This window comes from Methylobacterium sp. D48H, assembly GCF_053345715.1.
In genome coordinates, this window is record NZ_JBKFAP010000003.1 from 201,749 (window position 1) to 216,118 (window position 14,370).

Genomic DNA, 14,370 nt, shown 5'->3' on the forward strand with positions numbered 1-14,370 from the left:
CCCCGCGGCCGCCGTCATTCCGGGCCTGCGCCGAGGGCCCGCAGCATCGCCGGCTCCACGGCCGCGTAGCCCGCGCCGTTGAGGTGGATGCCGTCGTCGGTGAAGTCCCGCCGGAGCGCGCCCGCCTCCGTGGCGAGCGGCGGCCCGTAATCGACGAGGCGGGCCGGGCCCGCCGCGCAGTAGGCGCGCAGCCACCCGTTCAGGGCGCGGATCCGCGCCACCGGCCGCAGCTCGGGGCGCCAGCCCCAGAAGTCGCTCGGCATCACGGTGCCGATCGTGAGCGGCAGCCCGGCCGCGAAGGCCATCTGCCCCATGGCCATGATGTTCCCGGCGATCGCCCGGTCCGGCACCGGGCCGCCGATCTCCGCGATGTCGTTGATCCCGCAGAGCAGATGCACGGCCCGGGCGCCGGCCGTGTCCCGCAGGAAGCGCGCGCGGATCTGCCCGCTCGTCTCGCCCGGGACGCCCCGAGCGACGAAGCCGTGGCGCGCGAAGGTCTCGGCCCGCACCGCGCCCCAGGCGGCGGTGATCGAGTCGCCGATGAACACGAGCGGCCGGTCCTGTCCGCGTCCCACGCATCCCCCTCGGCGCCGCCCACGGCGCGGGCCGCCTTAGCCCGGCGCGTCCGGGCACGCCAGCTTCCGGAGCACGCCCATGCCGCCATCCGACCCCGCCGCGCGGGAGCCCTTCGCCGCGGCCTGCCGCCGGCTCGGCCCGCGGCTGATGCGCGATCTCGGCCTGAGCGACGTCCAGGCCGCCGGCCTGCTCGGCAATCTCGGCCACGAGACCGGCGGGTTCCGCCACCTCCAGGAGGTCGCCCCCGCGGTGCCGGGCTCCCGCGGCGGCTGGGGGCTCGCCCAGTGGACCGGGCCCCGGCGCGTCGCCATGGAGGCGTGGTGCCGGGCGCGCGGCCGCGATCCCGCCGACCCCGAGGCGGGCTACGGCTACCTCTGCGCCGAGCTGCGCGGTCCCGAGGCGCCGGCCCTCGCGGCCCTGCGGGCCACCACCACCCTCGCTGCCGCCACCGAGGCGGTCTGGCGCCGCTACGAGCGGCCCGGCGTCGTGGCGCCCGCGCGCCGCCTCGCCTGGGCCCGCCGGGCCCTCGCCGCCCTGCGCGACGGTCCCGCCGCGATGCCGGCTCAGCCGCCGGGCCGGCCCTGACCCGTCGTCACCCGATCCCGAGCCGGCCGGGTCCGCCGCGCGCTGAGAAGGAGTTCCACGATGATGCACCCGATCCGGGCGGCCGTCGCCCTGGCCGTCACGGGCCTGCCGCTCGCCGCCCTCGCCGCGCAGGCCGGCGGTGCCGCGCCCGCCGTCGCTCCGGTCGCGGCTTCCTTCGCCGGACCGGCGCTGCCGTGGGGCGACTGGCTCTCCGGCCTGCTCCAGCCGGTGACGGCCGCGCTCGTTCCGCTCGCCGCCGCCGCCGTCACCGCCGGCATCGCCCGGGTCGCGCCCTGGGCCGCCTCGGTGCTCACCCGCGACCGGATCGAGGCCGCGATCCGCGCCGGGGCCGAGTTCGGCCAGAACGCCGTGGCCGGGGCCGCCCGGGGCCGGACCGTCAGCGCCGACCTCGGCGCCGCGGTGGTGGCCGCCGGCGCCCGGCACGTGCTCGCCACCGCCCCCGCGCACGTCGTGCGGAAGGCGGGCGGCCCCGAGGGCGTGGCCGCGCGGATCTTCCGGGCGCTGCCCCTCGATCCGCAGGCGAGCGCCGCCAACGTCCTCGCCCCAGCGCTCGCGCAGCTGCGCGGGGCGGACAAGCACCCGGCCTGAGGCCGGGCCTCGCCGCCTCGGCGGCGCGGGGGCCGTGTAACAGGGATCGTCACCATGAAGCCCCTCCGCACCGAGGCACGGCAATCCGCGCCCCCCCAGGACGCCGAGGGCGCGGGTGTCGCCCTCGGCGGGCGGCCTCGGACGATCCGCTTCCCGCCCGTCTGGCACGCGTGGTTCGCCCGGCAGTCCGAGCCGCGCCTCGCCGCCCTCGACGAGCTGGTCGACGCGCATCTCGAGCGCCGCGCGCTGCGCCGCTACCTGCGCCGGCTCAAGCACGCGACGGTGCTCGCCTTCGTCGCCGCGGCGGCGGCCGCACACTGGTTCTCCGACCAGGTCGCGTGGCTCGCCGCGCATGTCCCGGCCCTGCGGGCCCTCTGGAAGCTGCTGACGGGAGGGTGAGATGCGCCTGCTCTGGGACAGGGTTCTCGACCGGGTGTGGCTCGGCCTGGCGGCCGCCGCGGCGGTGACGGTCGCCGTCCACGAGGGTGCGGCGGTCGGCCGGCTTGCCTGGACGCTGGGGTCCGGCGGCGCCGCGCAGGCCGCGCAGGCCGCGCCGGCGGGGACTGGCCGGGCCGGGCCGCCGGCCCGCGCCGCGGCCTGCGGTCCCGCCGCAGCGCCGGCACCGTGAGACCGGCCGCGGCGCCTGTGGGAAGCGGCGCGCGGCGTGGAACCGGGCGCCGCCTCGGCCGTCATGTCCGCACGATGCCGCCCGCCACCGAATCGACCGCGAAGGGACTGTCCGGACCGCCGCCGACGACCGCCGGGGGCGACGCACGGCCACGTATTCAGGACGCATTCAGTGCCCTGGGCTCACATCGTCTGCCAATGCGCTACGCCATCGCCCTCGTCGCCATCAGCCTGACCGCCGCGGCCCTCGCCGCGGGCGGCCTCGGCTCCATGGCCGACGACGGGCCGGCCCCTCAGACGGGCGCGGTGTCGAGCCAGCCGCCGCTGCGGATCGAGAGCTGCCTGTCCCCCGCGGACCTGCGCGAGGAGGTCGGCGAGCGCCGGGTGATCCCGCCGGTCGCGGCGATCCGCGCGGCCCGGACGGTGATCCCCCGCGCCGAGATCCAGCGGGCGAGCCTCTGCCGTCACGCGGACGGCCTCGTCTACATGCTCACCGCCTTGCGCCGCGACGGGCATTTCGTGCACGTGATCGTCGACGCGCGCACCGGCACCGTGGCGGGACAGTATTGAGCGGGCGCGGATACCGTTTCGGAGGGGAGTGAGCCGTGCGTCTGCTGGTCGTGGAGGATGACAAGGACATCAACCGGCAGGTCGTGGCCGCGCTGGAGGAGGCCGGCTACGTCGCCGACAAGGCCTATGACGGCGAGGAGGGCGGCTATCTCGGCGAGAGCGAGCCCTACGACGCCATCATCCTCGACATGGGCCTGCCCAAGGCCGACGGCGTCACGGTGCTGCAGAAGTGGCGCCGGGCGGGCGTGAAGACCCCGGTGATCATCCTCACGGCCCGGGACCGCTGGTCCGACAAGGTCGACGGCTTCGACGCCGGCGCCGACGACTACGTCACCAAGCCCTTCCACATGGAGGAGCTGATGGCCCGGGTGCGCGCCCTGCTGCGCCGCGCCGCCGGCCACGCCACCAGCCAGATCGCCTGCGGGCCGGTGACCCTCGACACCCGCTCCGGCAAGGTGTTCGTCGACGGCGCCCAGGTGAAGCTGACGAGCCACGAGTACCGGCTGCTCTCCTACCTGATGCACCATACCGGCCGGGTCGTGTCCCGCGCCGAACTCACCGAGCACCTCTACGACCAGGATTTCGACCGCGACTCGAACACGATCGAGGTGTTCGTGGGCCGCCTGCGCAAGAAGCTCGCGGTGGACCTGATCCAGACCGTGCGCGGCCTCGGCTACCTCGTGGACCCCAACCAGCCGCCGGCGCGGATGTGAGCGCGGCCGCGCGTTCCGGCACGCTGCCGGCCGTCTTCATGCGCGGCGGCACCAGCAAGGCGCTGATGCTGCACCGCCGGGACGTGCCGGGGGATCTCGCCGCCTGGGAGCCGGCCTTCCTCTCCGCCATGGACAGCCCCGACCCGTTCGGGCGGCAGCTCAACGGCATGGGCGGGGGCGTCTCGTCGGTGTCGAAGATCTGCGTGGTGGAGCGCTCCGCGCGGCCGGACGCCGACATCGACTACACCTTCGTGCAGGTCGTGGTCCGGGACGGCCGCATCGACCTCTCGGGCAATTGCGGCAACATGCTCGCCGCCGTGGGGCCGTTCGCGGTCGACGAGGGGCTCGTCGACGTCCCGGACGGCCCGGTGCGGCTGCGGATCTTCAACACCAACACGCGCAAGCTGATCGTGGCGGGCTTCGCCGCCGCGGGCGGCCGCAGCGTCTACCGCGGCGACCTCGCGATCCCCGGCGTCACCGGCACGGGCGCGCCGATCCAGCTCGACTTCCTGGATCCGGGCGGCGCCACGACCGGCCGGCTGCTCCCGACCGGCGCCGTCCGTCAGTGGCTCGACGTGCCGGGCCTCGGCGCGATCGAGGCCTCGCTGATCGACGCCGCCAATGCCTGCGTGTTCGTCCGCGCCGCCGATCTCGGCCTCGCCGGCACCGAGCTGCCCGCCGCCCTGGAGGCCGTGCCGGGCCTCCTCGACCGGCTGGCGCGGATCCGCCGGGCCGGCTCCGTGGCGATGGGCATCGCGCCCGATCTCGAGGCGGCGGCGCGCGTCGTCCACGTGCCCTTCGTCGGCCTCGTGGCGCCGCCGCAGGATTCCGGCAGCCTCTCCGGCGCCACGATCCGCGCCGCCGAGACCGACCTGACCGCCCGGGTCATCTCGAACGGCGTGCCGCACCAGGCGCTGCCGCTCACCGCCACCCTGTGCCTCGCGGTCGCCGCCCGGCTCGAAGGCAGCCTCGTCCACGAGGCCGCACGCCCCACCGAAGCGGTCCTGCGGGTCGGCATGCCGTCGGGCATCCTCACCGCTGACGCCGCCGTGACCCGCGGGGCCGACGGCTGGCGGGCCGAGCGCGGCGCCTTCTTCCGCACGGCGCGCCCGCTGATGCGCGGCGCGGTGTTCTACGATGCGCCGCCGCACGTCTGAGCGACCGACGCATCCATGATCGACCTCATCGGCCTCTTCTCCCTGCGCCGCCGCTCCATCGCGGTGCGGCTCGCCGTGTCGGCGTTCCTCTCGAGCTCCGCGATCCTGCTGATCGCGGCCTGGATCCTCACGACCCTCTACCGCGAGAACACCGAGCGCTCCTTCGACAGCCGGCTCCTCGTCTTCGCCAACAATCTCGCCACCGACCTCGTCTCGCCCAACGACCCCGAGAGCCGGACCTTCTCGCTCGGCGACCCGCGCTTCGACCTGCCCCTGTCCGGCTGGTACTGGCAGGTCGGCAAGCCCGACGCGAAGCCGCGCGACGTGCGCACCTCGCGCTCCCTCGTGGGCGTGCCGCTGCCGGCCGCGACCGATTCCGACGGGAAAGTCGGGGTCGGGCAGATCCGCCAGGGCTACGGCAAGGGGCAGGACGGACGCCTCCTGCGCATCATGGAGCGCGACGTCGATCTCGGCGAGGAGGGCCGCTACACGGTCCGGGTCGCGGGCCCCGCCGACGAGATCGTCAACGACGTCGACCGGTTCCGGAACTCGCTGACCATCACCTTCGGCCTGCTCGGCCTGTCGCTTGCGATCACCACGCTGCTGCAGATCCGCTTCGGCCTCGCGCCCCTCAAGAAGATGCGCGCCGCGCTCGGCGCCGTCCGCCGGGGCGAGGCCGACCGCATCACCGGCACCTATCCCCGCGACATCGCGCCGCTCACCGGCGAGGTGAACCTCCTGATCGAGACCAACCGCGAGATCCTGGAGCGCGCCCGCACCCAGGTGGGCAACCTCGCCCACGCCCTGAAGACGCCGCTCTCGATCATCGTCAACGAGGTCGGGGCCTCCGACGCCCCCGAGGAACTCGCGCAGAAGATCCGCGAGCAGGCTGCGGTGATGCGCGATCAGGTCAACTACCACCTCGACCGGGCCCGCGCCGCGGCGCTCGCCGGCACGCTCGGCACCTCCACGGAGGTCGAGCCGGCGCTCGCCGGCCTCGTGCGCACCTTCGGGAAGATCTACCGGGACAAGGACATCGCCTACGACGTCCACGTCCCGCCGGGCCTGCGCTTCCGCGGCGAGCGCCAGGATTTCGAGGAGATGGTCGGCAACCTCGTCGACAACGCGTCCAAGTGGGCCCACGGGCGGGTGGCGATCCGGGCCGAGGCGGTGAGCAAGGACGATTATCCCCACCTCGTCGTCGCCATCGAGGATGACGGTCCGGGCCTGCCGCCGGAGGCCCGGCAGGCCGTGCTCGGCCGGGGGCGCCGCCTCGACGAATCGAAGCCCGGCTCGGGACTCGGCCTGTCGATCGTGGCCGACCTCGCCGCCCTGTACCGGGGGCGCTTCACCCTGGAGCAGGCGGCGCTCGGCGGCCTGCGCGCGGTGCTGGAGGTGCCGGGGGACCTGCCGGTCGGCACGGCCGCCCACTGAGGCCGTCGGACGCGTCCGGGCACGTCCGGCCGCGTCCGGGTACTGGCCGGGAGGCGGCGCGCGGCCTCATGGCTCCCGCCCGGGGCCTTGTCATCGCAACAGAGTTGCGTGACACCGAGCCGCCGCCGGGAGGCGTCGTGGCATCACGCCGCCGGCTCCACAGGGCGTGGGGAGGGGCGGGCCGGTGCGGCCCGTTGGCGATAAGGTCCATGACGGCGATCTGGTTCATCCTGGCGGCCATGACCGCGGCGGCCGTGCTCGGCCTGCTCTGGCCGATGTCGCGGCGCGCCGCCGTGCCGACCGGCGAGGCCGGCGGCAGCGGGCTCGCCACCGAGACGGCGTTCTACGAGGATCAGATCGCCGAGATCGACCGCGACCTCGAGCGCGGCCTGATCGCCCCCGACGAGGCCGAGACCGCCAAGGCCGAGGCGGCGCGCCGCCTGCTCCGGTCGAGCCGCGAGGCGCAGCGCGAGGCCGAGGATGCCGGCATCGCCGAGGCCGCGCGCCCGGCCGAGCCGCGCCTGCGCCGCCGGCGCGCCGCCTCGGCCTTCGCGCTCTCCACCATCCCGCTCGTGGCGCTGATCGCCTACGGGCTCTACGGCTCGCCCGAGGTGCCGGCGCAGACCGAGGCCGACCGGCAGGCCGCCCGCGGCGGCGCCGACGAGCTGATGAAGGCCGTCGGGCAGATCGAGGCGCGCCTCGCCCGGGACCCGAACGATGCCCGCGGCTGGGCCGTGCTCGCCCCGGTCTACATGCGCACCGGCCGATTCGACGCCGCCGCCCGCGCCTACGGCCACCTCGCGCGGATCAAGGGCGAGACCGCCGACCTCCTGGCCGACCAGGGCGAGGCGCTCACGGCGGCCGGCGACGGCACCGTGTCGCCCGAGGCCAAGGCGCTGTTCGAGAAGGCGCAGGCCGAGGAGCCGAACGCGCCCAAGCCGCGCTTCTACCTCGCCCGCGCGGCCGAGCAGGCCGGCGACACCGGCGAGGCGATCCGCCAGCTCACCGAGCTCGAGGCCAGCAGCCCGCCGAACGCCCCGTGGCTCGGGATCGTCAAGCAGAGTCTCGCCCGCCTCAAGGGCGAGCCGCCCCCGCCCGCGACGCCCCAGGCCGCTCCCGAGATCCCGGCCGAGCAGCAGGCAGCGATTCGCGGCATGGTCGACGGGCTCGACGCCCGCCTCAAGAGCGGCGGCGGCACCCCCGACGAGTGGCTGCGGCTCGTCCGGTCCCGGATGGTCCTCGGCGAGCGCGCGCAGGCGACCGACGCCCTGGCCCGGGCGCGCACGGCCCTCGCGGGCGACCCGCAGGGTCTCGCCCAGGTCGAGCAGGGCGCCCGCGCCGTGGGTCTCGGCGCCGAGGGCGCGGCGCCCGCGACGGTCGAATCGGGCCGGGCGGGACCGGGCGTCCAGGCCGAGAAGGAGGCCGCGATGGCGGCCGTGCGCGCCATGCCGCAGGCGGAGCAGCAGGCGGCGATTCGCGGGATGGTCGAGGGACTCGACCGGCGCCTCGCCGCCCGGGGCGGCACGCCGGACGAGTGGATGCGGCTCGTGCGCTCCTACAGCGCGCTGGGCGAGCGCGACCAGGCGGTGAAGGCCCTCGACCGCGCCCGGATGGCGCTGGCCGCCAACAGCGAGGCGGTGGCGCGGCTCGACGGTCTCGCCCGGGAGCTGGAGCTTCCTGCCAAGCCGAATCCCTGACGCGCCGAACCCCTGACGCATCGAACTCTTGGCGCACCGAACCCCTGGCGCGCCCGTTCCCCGGCGCCACGAAATCGCGAGCCCGCCTCCGCGGAGCGGTCCGTACGACAATCGGTCCCGACGCCCGCCCTTGACCCGCGGGCGCCTGGAGCCGACACCCTCAAGACTAGAATGAGAACGGTTCCGGTCGACGCGGGTCTCCGCGCGCCGGACCGCGGGGTGGAAGTATCGTGACGCGTAAGAAACGCCGCCTGATCCTGATCGCCACCTGCGGCAGCGTCCTGGCGCTCGCCGTGGGGCTGATGCTGTACGCCATGAGCGGCTCGATCGTGTTCTTCCGCTCGCCCACCGACATCGCCAAGCAGGCCATCGCCCCGGGCACGCGCCTGCGGCTCGGCGGGTTGGTGAAGGACGGCTCGCTCAGGCGCGGCCCCGACCAGACGGTCGATTTCGCCGTCACCGACACGAACGAGACCGTCGAGGTCCATTACAAGGGCCTGCTGCCGGACCTGTTCCGGGAAGGGCAGGGCGTGGTCGCCGAGGGCGTGCTGGAGCCGGGCGGGCAGTTCCGCGCCGACACGGTGCTGGCCAAGCACGACGAATCCTACATGCCCCGCGAGGTGGCCGACGCGCTGAAGGCGCAGGGGCGCTGGCAGGAGGGCGGCCCGAACAAGGGCGGCCCGGCGCCGAAGCCCGCCACCGCGGCGGCGGACAGCACCCTCGGTCCCCGCAGCGAGCGGTGAGGGAACCCGCATGATCGTCGAGACCGGCCACTTCGCCCTCGCGCTCGCGCTGGCGATCTCCCTCGTCCAGGTGGTGATGCCGATCTGGGCCGCCCGCTCGGGCGATCCGGCCCTGCGCCAGACCGCCTCGCAGGCGGCGCTCGGCGCCTTCGCCTGCGTGCTCTTCGCCTTCGCGGCGCTCACCTACGCGCACGTCACCTCGGACTTCTCGGTCCAGAACGTCGTCGAGAACTCGCACACGCAGAAGCCGCTGATCTACAAGATCTCCGGCGTCTGGGGGAACCACGAGGGCTCGATGCTCCTCTGGGTCCTGATCCTCACCCTGTTCGGCGCCTGCGTGGCGGCGGCCAAGAACTCGGTGCCGCCGCGGCTGCGGGCCAACACCCTGGCCGTGCAGGGGCTGATCACCTTCGTGTTCGTGCTGTTCATCATCACGACCTCGAACCCGTTCACCCGGGTGATCCCGGCCCCGCTCGAGGGCAACGACCTCAACCCGCTGCTGCAGGATCCGGGTCTCGCGGTCCACCCGCCGCTCCTCTACGTCGGCTATGTCGGCTTCTCGATCAGCTTCGCCTTCGCGGTGGCGGCGCTGATCGACGGGCGGATCGACGCCGTCTGGGCGCGGGCGGTGCGGCCCTGGACCCTCGCCGCGTGGTGCTTCCTGACGCTCGGGATCGCGATGGGCTCCTACTGGGCCTATTACGAGCTCGGCTGGGGCGGCTGGTGGTTCTGGGACCCGGTGGAGAACGCCTCCCTGATGCCGTGGATCGCCGGCACGGCGCTGCTGCACTCCACCGTGGTGATGGAGAAGCGCGACGCCCTGAAGGTCTGGACGGTGCTGCTCGCCATCCTGACCTTCTCGCTCTCGCTGATCGGCACCTTCCTGGTCCGCTCGGGCGTGATCACCTCGGTGCATTCCTTCGCCACCGACCCGACCCGCGGCGTCTTCATCCTGGCGATCCTGATCCTGTTCATCGGCGGCTCGCTAACGCTGTTCGCGTGGCGGGCGCCGCTGCTGCGGCAGGGGGGCTTGTTCGCGCCGATCTCCCGCGAGGGCTCGCTCGTCCTCAACAACCTGTTCCTGGTGGCGGCCTGCGCCACCGTGCTGGTCGGCACGCTCTACCCGCTGGTGCTCGAGATGCTGACGGGCGAGAAGATCACGGTCGGTCCGCCCTTCTTCAATTCCACCTTCGTGCCGCTGGCGATCCCGCTGCTGTTGATCGTGCCCATGGGGCAGGCGCTGGCCTGGAAGCGCGGCGACGTGCTCGCCGCCGCCCAGCGCCTGTTCGCCGCGCTGGCGGTCGCCCTGGTGGTCGGCTTCGCGGTGCTGGCGCTGACCTGGGGCGGGCCGGTGCTGGCGCCGGTCGGGATCGGCCTCGGCGCCTACCTGCTGATCGGGTCCGCCCTGGAGATCGTCACCCGCGCCCGCGGCTACGGGGCGAGCCGCGCCCGGTCCCTCGGACAGATCGGCCGCCGCGCCGTCGGCCTGCCGCGCTCGGCCTGGGGCACTGCCATCGCCCATGCCGGGGTCGGCGTGGTGGTGCTGGGCATCGCCGCGCAGGGCTGGGCCACCGAGGGGTTGGCGACCCTCAAGCCCGGGGAGAGCCTCGCGACGGGGCCCTACGTGGCGACCCTGGACCGGGTCGCGCCGCGCAAGGGACCGAACTACGAGGAGGCCGCCGCCTACCTGACGATCCGCACTCGCGGGGGCGACGAGGTCGGGAAGGTCGAGACCGGCAAGCGCTTCTACCCGAGCCGCAAGATGGCCGTGACGGAATCGGGGCTGCTGACCAACGGTGTCAGCCAGGTCTACGCGAGCCTCGGGGAGATCGGGCAGGACGGCGGCGTCGGCCTGCGCCTCTACTACAAGCCGCTGGTCCTGCTGATCTGGCTCGGGGCGGTGGTGATGGCGCTGGGCGGCGGCCTGTCGCTCACGGACCGGCGGATGCGCGTGGGCGTCCCCGCCAAGGCGAAGGCGCGGTCGCTCCCGGTCGCGGTGCCGGCCGAGTGATGGCGCGCCGTTCGCTCCGGCCGGCGCTGGCCGCGCTCGCCCTGCTGGCGTCTCTGCCGGCCCTGGCGGTGCAGCCCGACGAGGTGCTGAAGGATCCCGCGCTGGAGCACCGCGCCCGGGAGATCTCGGCCGAACTGCGCTGCCTCGTCTGCCAGAACCAGTCGATCGACGATTCCGACGCGCCGCTCGCCAAGGACCTGCGCCTGATCGTCCGCGAGCGGCTGGAGAAGGGCGACAGCGACACGGCGGTGCTCGACTACGTCGTGGCCCGCTACGGCGAGTTCGTGCTGCTGCGCCCGGTCTTCGCGCTGCACACCCTGCTGCTGTGGCTGACCCCGGTGCTCGCGGTGCTGCTCGGCGGGCTCGGCATCTGGCGCCTCGCGCGCCGCCGCCCGCCCGCGCCGGCCCGGAACCTGTCGGCCGCCGAGCAGGCGGAGGTCGCGGCGCTGCTGCGACGGGAGTAGAATCGCCGCCGGAAGCGATTCGCCCGCCCCGTTCGGCACGAGTCTTGGATCGGGCCTCGCAGACCGCACGATCGGCGACGCGCCCGGGGCAGGACGATGACGGCCGCTACGCTCACCATCTCGAGCCGCAACTACTCCTCGTGGTCCCTGCGGGGCTGGCTGATCTGCCGGATGGCCGGGCTCGACTTCCGGACGGAGGTCCTGTCCGGCACCGACGCCACCACCCGGGCGGAGCTGCTGCACCTGTCGCCCTCGTTCCTGGTGCCCCGCCTGCGCCACGGCGACGTGGTCGTCTGGGACACGCTGGCGATCGCCGAGTATCTCGCCGAGACTTTCCCGGAGGCCGGCTTCCTGCCCGGCAACGTGGCGGAGCGCGCCCATTGCCGGTCGATCTCGGGGGAGATGCATTCCGGCTTCGTCAATCTGCGCTCGGCGCTGCCGATGAACCTGCGCGCCTTCCACCCCGATTTCCGCGTGTTCAACGGTGCCAAGGCCGATATCGAGCGCATCGTCACGATCTTCGACGATTGCCTGGATCGCTACGAGGGGCCGTACCTGTTCGGCGCGCGGCCGTGCCTCGCCGACGCGATGTTCGCCCCGGTCTGCACCCGCTTCCGCACCTACGACGTCGCGTTGCCGCCCCGCGCCGCCGCCTACCGCGACACGATCCTGCACTGGCCGCTGATGGTCGAGTGGGCGGAGGCCGCCGCCGACGAGCCGGACGAGATCGAGGAACTCGAGATGGAGTTCTGACGCGGCCGAGGCTCAGGTCTCGGAAAGCGCCACCGTCCTTGCGAGCGGAGCGAAGCAATCCAGTCGCGCCACGCTTGCCGAGGTCGCGCTGCCCTGGATTGCTTCGCTCCGCTCGCAAGGACGGAGGGCTCTGAGCGGACGTTGCGGACCCGACGTGGCGGAATGCAGTTTCTTGCAGGGCACAAATTTATGTTGCGACGCAAGCGACAAATCCTGACTGCCGATCGGATCTGAAAAATCGCGCTGTGGCAACAGGTTAAGGAACTGGCTCCGCTCCTCAGGCCTGCGCGTTACAGCTCGACAAACGTCCTTTGTCGCCCGACCGGACAGCGCGATTGATGCCATTCGGCATTTCTGTTCCTCTTCGCATTAGAACAGGAACAGACTGGGCTGGAAACCATGGCGCGTCACGAGCCCTGGAGCGCGGAGCGCGCATCCGGGATCATCGCCGAGCACACCCATCTCGAAGGGGCCACGCTGCCGATCCTGCACGCGCTGCAGGAAACCTTCGGCTACGTGGATTCCGGTGCCGTGCCGCTGATCGCGGACGCGCTGAACCTGTCGCGCGCCGAGGTCCACGGCTGCATCACCTTCTACCACGACTTCCGAGCGCACCCCGCGGGCCGCCACGAGGTGAAGCTGTGCCGGGCCGAGGCCTGCCAGGCCATGGGCTCGGACAAGCTGCACCGCGAGATCCTGGGCCGCCTCGGCTGCGGCTGGCACGAGACCACCGCCGACGGCAGCGCCACGGTCGAGCCGGTCTACTGCCTCGGCCTCTGCGCCAACGGCCCCGCCGCGCTGGTGGACGGTGAGCCCGTCGCGCACCTGACCGCCGACGCCCTCGAAGCTGCCCTGACGGAGGTGCGCCAGTGAGCGTCACGCTCTACGTTCCGCGCGACGCCGTCGCCCTCGGGCTCGGCGCCAACAAGGTCGCCCGCGCCCTCTTCGCCGGCGCCGAGCGCCGCGGCCTGGACGTCACCATCGTCCGCACCGGCTCCCGCGGCCTGTTCTGGCTGGAGCCGATGGTCGAGGTCGGCACCCCCGAGGGGCGCGTCGCCTACGGGCCGGTGACGGTCAAGGACGTCGATGCCCTGCTGGATGCCGGCCTGACCGCGGGCGGCGACCACGTCCTGCGCCTCGGCGATCCGGAGAAGATCCCCTACCTCGCCCGGCAGCAGCGCCTGACCTTCCACCGCTGCGGCGTGGTCGACCCGGTCTCCGTGGACGATTACCGGGCCCATGGCGGCTACCGCGGCCTGGAGGCCGCCCTGAAGCTCGATGCCGAGGGCATCGTGGCGGCGGTGCGCGATTCCGGCTTGCGCGGCCGGGGCGGTGCCGGCTTCCCGGCCGGCATCAAGTGGAACACCGTGATGCTCGCCAAGGCGGACCAGAAATACGTGGTCTGCAACGCCGACGAGGGCGATTCCGGGACCTTCGCCGACCGGATGATGATGGAGGGCGACCCCTTCAACCTCATCGAGGGCATGACCATCGCGGGCGTCGCGACCGGCGCCACCCGCGGTTACATCTACCTCCGCTCCGAGTACCCGCAGGCCTTCGCCACCCTGAAGGAGGCGATCGCCAACGGCGTGACGGCCGGCGTGCTCGGCGACAACATCCTGGGCTCGGGCAAGACCTTCCACCTGGAAGTGCGCCTCGGCGCCGGCGCCTATATCTGCGGCGAGGAGACCTCGCTGCTGGAGAGCCTGGAGGGCAAGCGCGGCATCGTGCGGGCGAAGCCGCCGATCCCGGCGCTCAAGGGCTTCCTGGGCAAGCCGACGCTGGTCAACAACGTCATGACCTTCACGGCCGTGCCGTGGATCCTGGAGAACGGGGCCAAGGCCTACGCCGATTACGGCATGGGACGGTCGCTCGGCACCCTGCCGATCCAGCTCGCCGGCAACGTCAAGCACGGCGGCCTGATCGAGATGGCCTTCGGCATCACCCTCCGGCAGGTGATCGAGGATTTCGGCGGCGGCACCCGTTCGGGCCGGCCGGTCCGGGCCGTGCAGGTCGGCGGGCCGCTCGGGGCCTACTTCCCCGACCATCTCCTCGACACGCCCCTCGACTACGAGGCGATGGCGGCCAAGAAGGGCCTCGTCGGCCACGGCGGCATCGTGGTGTTCGACGACACCGTCGACATGGCCTCCCAGGCCCGCTTCGCCTTCGAGTTCTGCGCCACCGAGTCGTGCGGCAAGTGCACCCCCTGCCGCATCGGCGCGACCCGCGGCGTCGAGACCATGGACAAGGTGATCGCCGGCATCCGGCCGGACGCGAATCTCAAGCTAGTCGAGGATCTCTGCGAGATCATGACCGACGGATCGCTCTGCGCCATGGGCGGGCTGACGCCCATGCCGGTGATGAGCGCGATCACCCATTTCCCCGAGGATTTCAGGCGCGCCGGCGATCTGCCGGCCGCGGCCGAGTGAGG

Annotated in this window: 16 protein-coding genes; 15 read left to right on the plus strand and 1 reads right to left on the minus strand. The window is 73.4% G+C overall.

All coding sequences use genetic code 11. The features are described from left to right. Window positions 1-14: 14 nt before the first annotated feature. Entirely contained in the window at window positions 15-575 is a 561-nt protein-coding gene (locus ACLBX8_RS09675) for a GDSL-type esterase/lipase family protein (protein ID WP_447698263.1), read from the minus strand. A 79-nt stretch (window positions 576-654) separates the two neighbouring features. Here ACLBX8_RS09675 and ACLBX8_RS09680 point away from each other — a divergent pair, with 79 nt between their 5' ends. The 15 genes from ACLBX8_RS09680 to ACLBX8_RS09750 all read left to right on the plus strand — a co-directional run bounded on the left by ACLBX8_RS09680 (window position 655) and on the right by ACLBX8_RS09750 (window position 14,368). After that, window positions 655-1,161 carry a phage tail tip lysozyme gene (locus ACLBX8_RS09680; protein ID WP_447680798.1) on the plus strand — a complete coding sequence of 169 codons (507 nt, stop codon included), beginning with the start codon at window positions 655-657 and terminating at the stop codon, window positions 1,159-1,161. A gap of 60 nt (window positions 1,162-1,221) precedes the next feature. Beyond that, window positions 1,222-1,770, plus strand: coding sequence for a hypothetical protein (locus tag ACLBX8_RS09685; protein ID WP_447698264.1), 549 nt, complete (start codon window positions 1,222-1,224; stop codon window positions 1,768-1,770). A 54-nt stretch (window positions 1,771-1,824) separates the two neighbouring features. Beyond that, a complete protein-coding gene (locus ACLBX8_RS09690; protein WP_447698265.1) occupies window positions 1,825-2,169 on the plus strand; it encodes a hypothetical protein in 345 nt (114 codons plus the stop codon). Window position 2,170: 1 nt separating this feature from the next. After that, window positions 2,171-2,398, plus strand: a complete 228-nt coding sequence (locus ACLBX8_RS09695) for a hypothetical protein (protein ID WP_447698266.1) — start codon at window positions 2,171-2,173, stop codon at window positions 2,396-2,398. Between the two features lie 197 nt (window positions 2,399-2,595). Then, on the plus strand, window positions 2,596-2,967 hold the full coding sequence (locus ACLBX8_RS09700) for a PepSY domain-containing protein (protein WP_020090901.1): 372 nt from the start codon (window positions 2,596-2,598) through the stop codon (window positions 2,965-2,967). A 35-nt stretch (window positions 2,968-3,002) separates the two neighbouring features. Beyond that, window positions 3,003-3,680 (plus strand): response regulator transcription factor, encoded by a 678-nt coding sequence (locus ACLBX8_RS09705; protein WP_012321897.1) that lies wholly within the window; start codon window positions 3,003-3,005, stop codon window positions 3,678-3,680. Next, window positions 3,677-4,837 (plus strand): 2-methylaconitate cis-trans isomerase PrpF family protein, encoded by a 1,161-nt coding sequence (locus ACLBX8_RS09710; RefSeq protein ID WP_354453649.1) that lies wholly within the window; start codon window positions 3,677-3,679, stop codon window positions 4,835-4,837. The genes ACLBX8_RS09705 and ACLBX8_RS09710 overlap by 4 nt, the downstream gene beginning before the upstream one ends. 15 nt (window positions 4,838-4,852) lie before the next feature. Continuing rightward, on the plus strand, window positions 4,853-6,271 hold the full coding sequence (locus ACLBX8_RS09715; protein ID WP_020090899.1) for an ATP-binding protein: 1,419 nt from the start codon (window positions 4,853-4,855) through the stop codon (window positions 6,269-6,271). A 209-nt stretch (window positions 6,272-6,480) separates the two neighbouring features. Beyond that, complete coding sequence (gene ccmI / locus ACLBX8_RS09720; protein WP_447698267.1) at window positions 6,481-7,968, plus strand: c-type cytochrome biogenesis protein CcmI; 1,488 nt, start codon at window positions 6,481-6,483, stop codon at window positions 7,966-7,968. Between the two features lie 230 nt (window positions 7,969-8,198). Further along, complete coding sequence (gene ccmE, locus ACLBX8_RS09725) at window positions 8,199-8,711, plus strand: cytochrome c maturation protein CcmE (protein ID WP_447698268.1); 513 nt, start codon at window positions 8,199-8,201, stop codon at window positions 8,709-8,711. Between the two features lie 10 nt (window positions 8,712-8,721). Next, the gene (locus ACLBX8_RS09730) at window positions 8,722-10,722 is read left to right on the plus strand and encodes a heme lyase CcmF/NrfE family subunit (protein ID WP_447715037.1); all 2,001 of its coding nucleotides are present in this window, start codon (window positions 8,722-8,724) and stop codon (window positions 10,720-10,722) included. Continuing rightward, complete coding sequence (locus ACLBX8_RS09735; RefSeq protein WP_020090895.1) at window positions 10,722-11,186, plus strand: cytochrome c-type biogenesis protein; 465 nt, start codon at window positions 10,722-10,724, stop codon at window positions 11,184-11,186. Before ACLBX8_RS09730 ends, ACLBX8_RS09735 begins: the two co-directional genes overlap by 1 nt. A 96-nt stretch (window positions 11,187-11,282) precedes the next feature. Next, entirely contained in the window at window positions 11,283-11,939 is a 657-nt protein-coding gene (locus ACLBX8_RS09740) for a glutathione S-transferase family protein (protein WP_020090894.1), read from the plus strand. A gap of 399 nt (window positions 11,940-12,338) precedes the next feature. Further along, window positions 12,339-12,812 carry a formate dehydrogenase subunit gamma gene (locus ACLBX8_RS09745; protein ID WP_010684574.1) on the plus strand — a complete coding sequence of 158 codons (474 nt, stop codon included), beginning with the start codon at window positions 12,339-12,341 and terminating at the stop codon, window positions 12,810-12,812. Then, the gene (locus tag ACLBX8_RS09750; RefSeq protein ID WP_447715038.1) at window positions 12,809-14,368 is read left to right on the plus strand and encodes a formate dehydrogenase beta subunit; all 1,560 of its coding nucleotides are present in this window, start codon (window positions 12,809-12,811) and stop codon (window positions 14,366-14,368) included. Before ACLBX8_RS09745 ends, ACLBX8_RS09750 begins: the two co-directional genes overlap by 4 nt. Window positions 14,369-14,370 lie beyond the last annotated feature (2 nt).

Coding starts and splice junctions, on each gene's coding strand:
- ACLBX8_RS09680 (WP_447680798.1), top strand. CDS start 655: ATGCCGCCATCCGACCCCGCCGCGCGGGAGCCCTTCGCCGCGGCCTGC.
- ACLBX8_RS09685 (WP_447698264.1), top strand. CDS start 1,222: ATGATGCACCCGATCCGGGCGGCCGTCGCCCTGGCCGTCACGGGCCTG.
- ACLBX8_RS09690 (WP_447698265.1), top strand. CDS start 1,825: ATGAAGCCCCTCCGCACCGAGGCACGGCAATCCGCGCCCCCCCAGGAC.
- ACLBX8_RS09695 (WP_447698266.1), top strand. CDS start 2,171: ATGCGCCTGCTCTGGGACAGGGTTCTCGACCGGGTGTGGCTCGGCCTG.
- ACLBX8_RS09700 (WP_020090901.1), top strand. CDS start 2,596: ATGCGCTACGCCATCGCCCTCGTCGCCATCAGCCTGACCGCCGCGGCC.
- ACLBX8_RS09715 (WP_020090899.1), top strand. CDS start 4,853: ATGATCGACCTCATCGGCCTCTTCTCCCTGCGCCGCCGCTCCATCGCG.
- ccmI (WP_447698267.1), top strand. CDS start 6,481: ATGACGGCGATCTGGTTCATCCTGGCGGCCATGACCGCGGCGGCCGTG.
- ACLBX8_RS09730 (WP_447715037.1), top strand. CDS start 8,722: ATGATCGTCGAGACCGGCCACTTCGCCCTCGCGCTCGCGCTGGCGATC.
- ACLBX8_RS09735 (WP_020090895.1), top strand. CDS start 10,722: ATGGCGCGCCGTTCGCTCCGGCCGGCGCTGGCCGCGCTCGCCCTGCTG.
- ACLBX8_RS09740 (WP_020090894.1), top strand. CDS start 11,283: ATGACGGCCGCTACGCTCACCATCTCGAGCCGCAACTACTCCTCGTGG.
- ACLBX8_RS09745 (WP_010684574.1), top strand. CDS start 12,339: ATGGCGCGTCACGAGCCCTGGAGCGCGGAGCGCGCATCCGGGATCATC.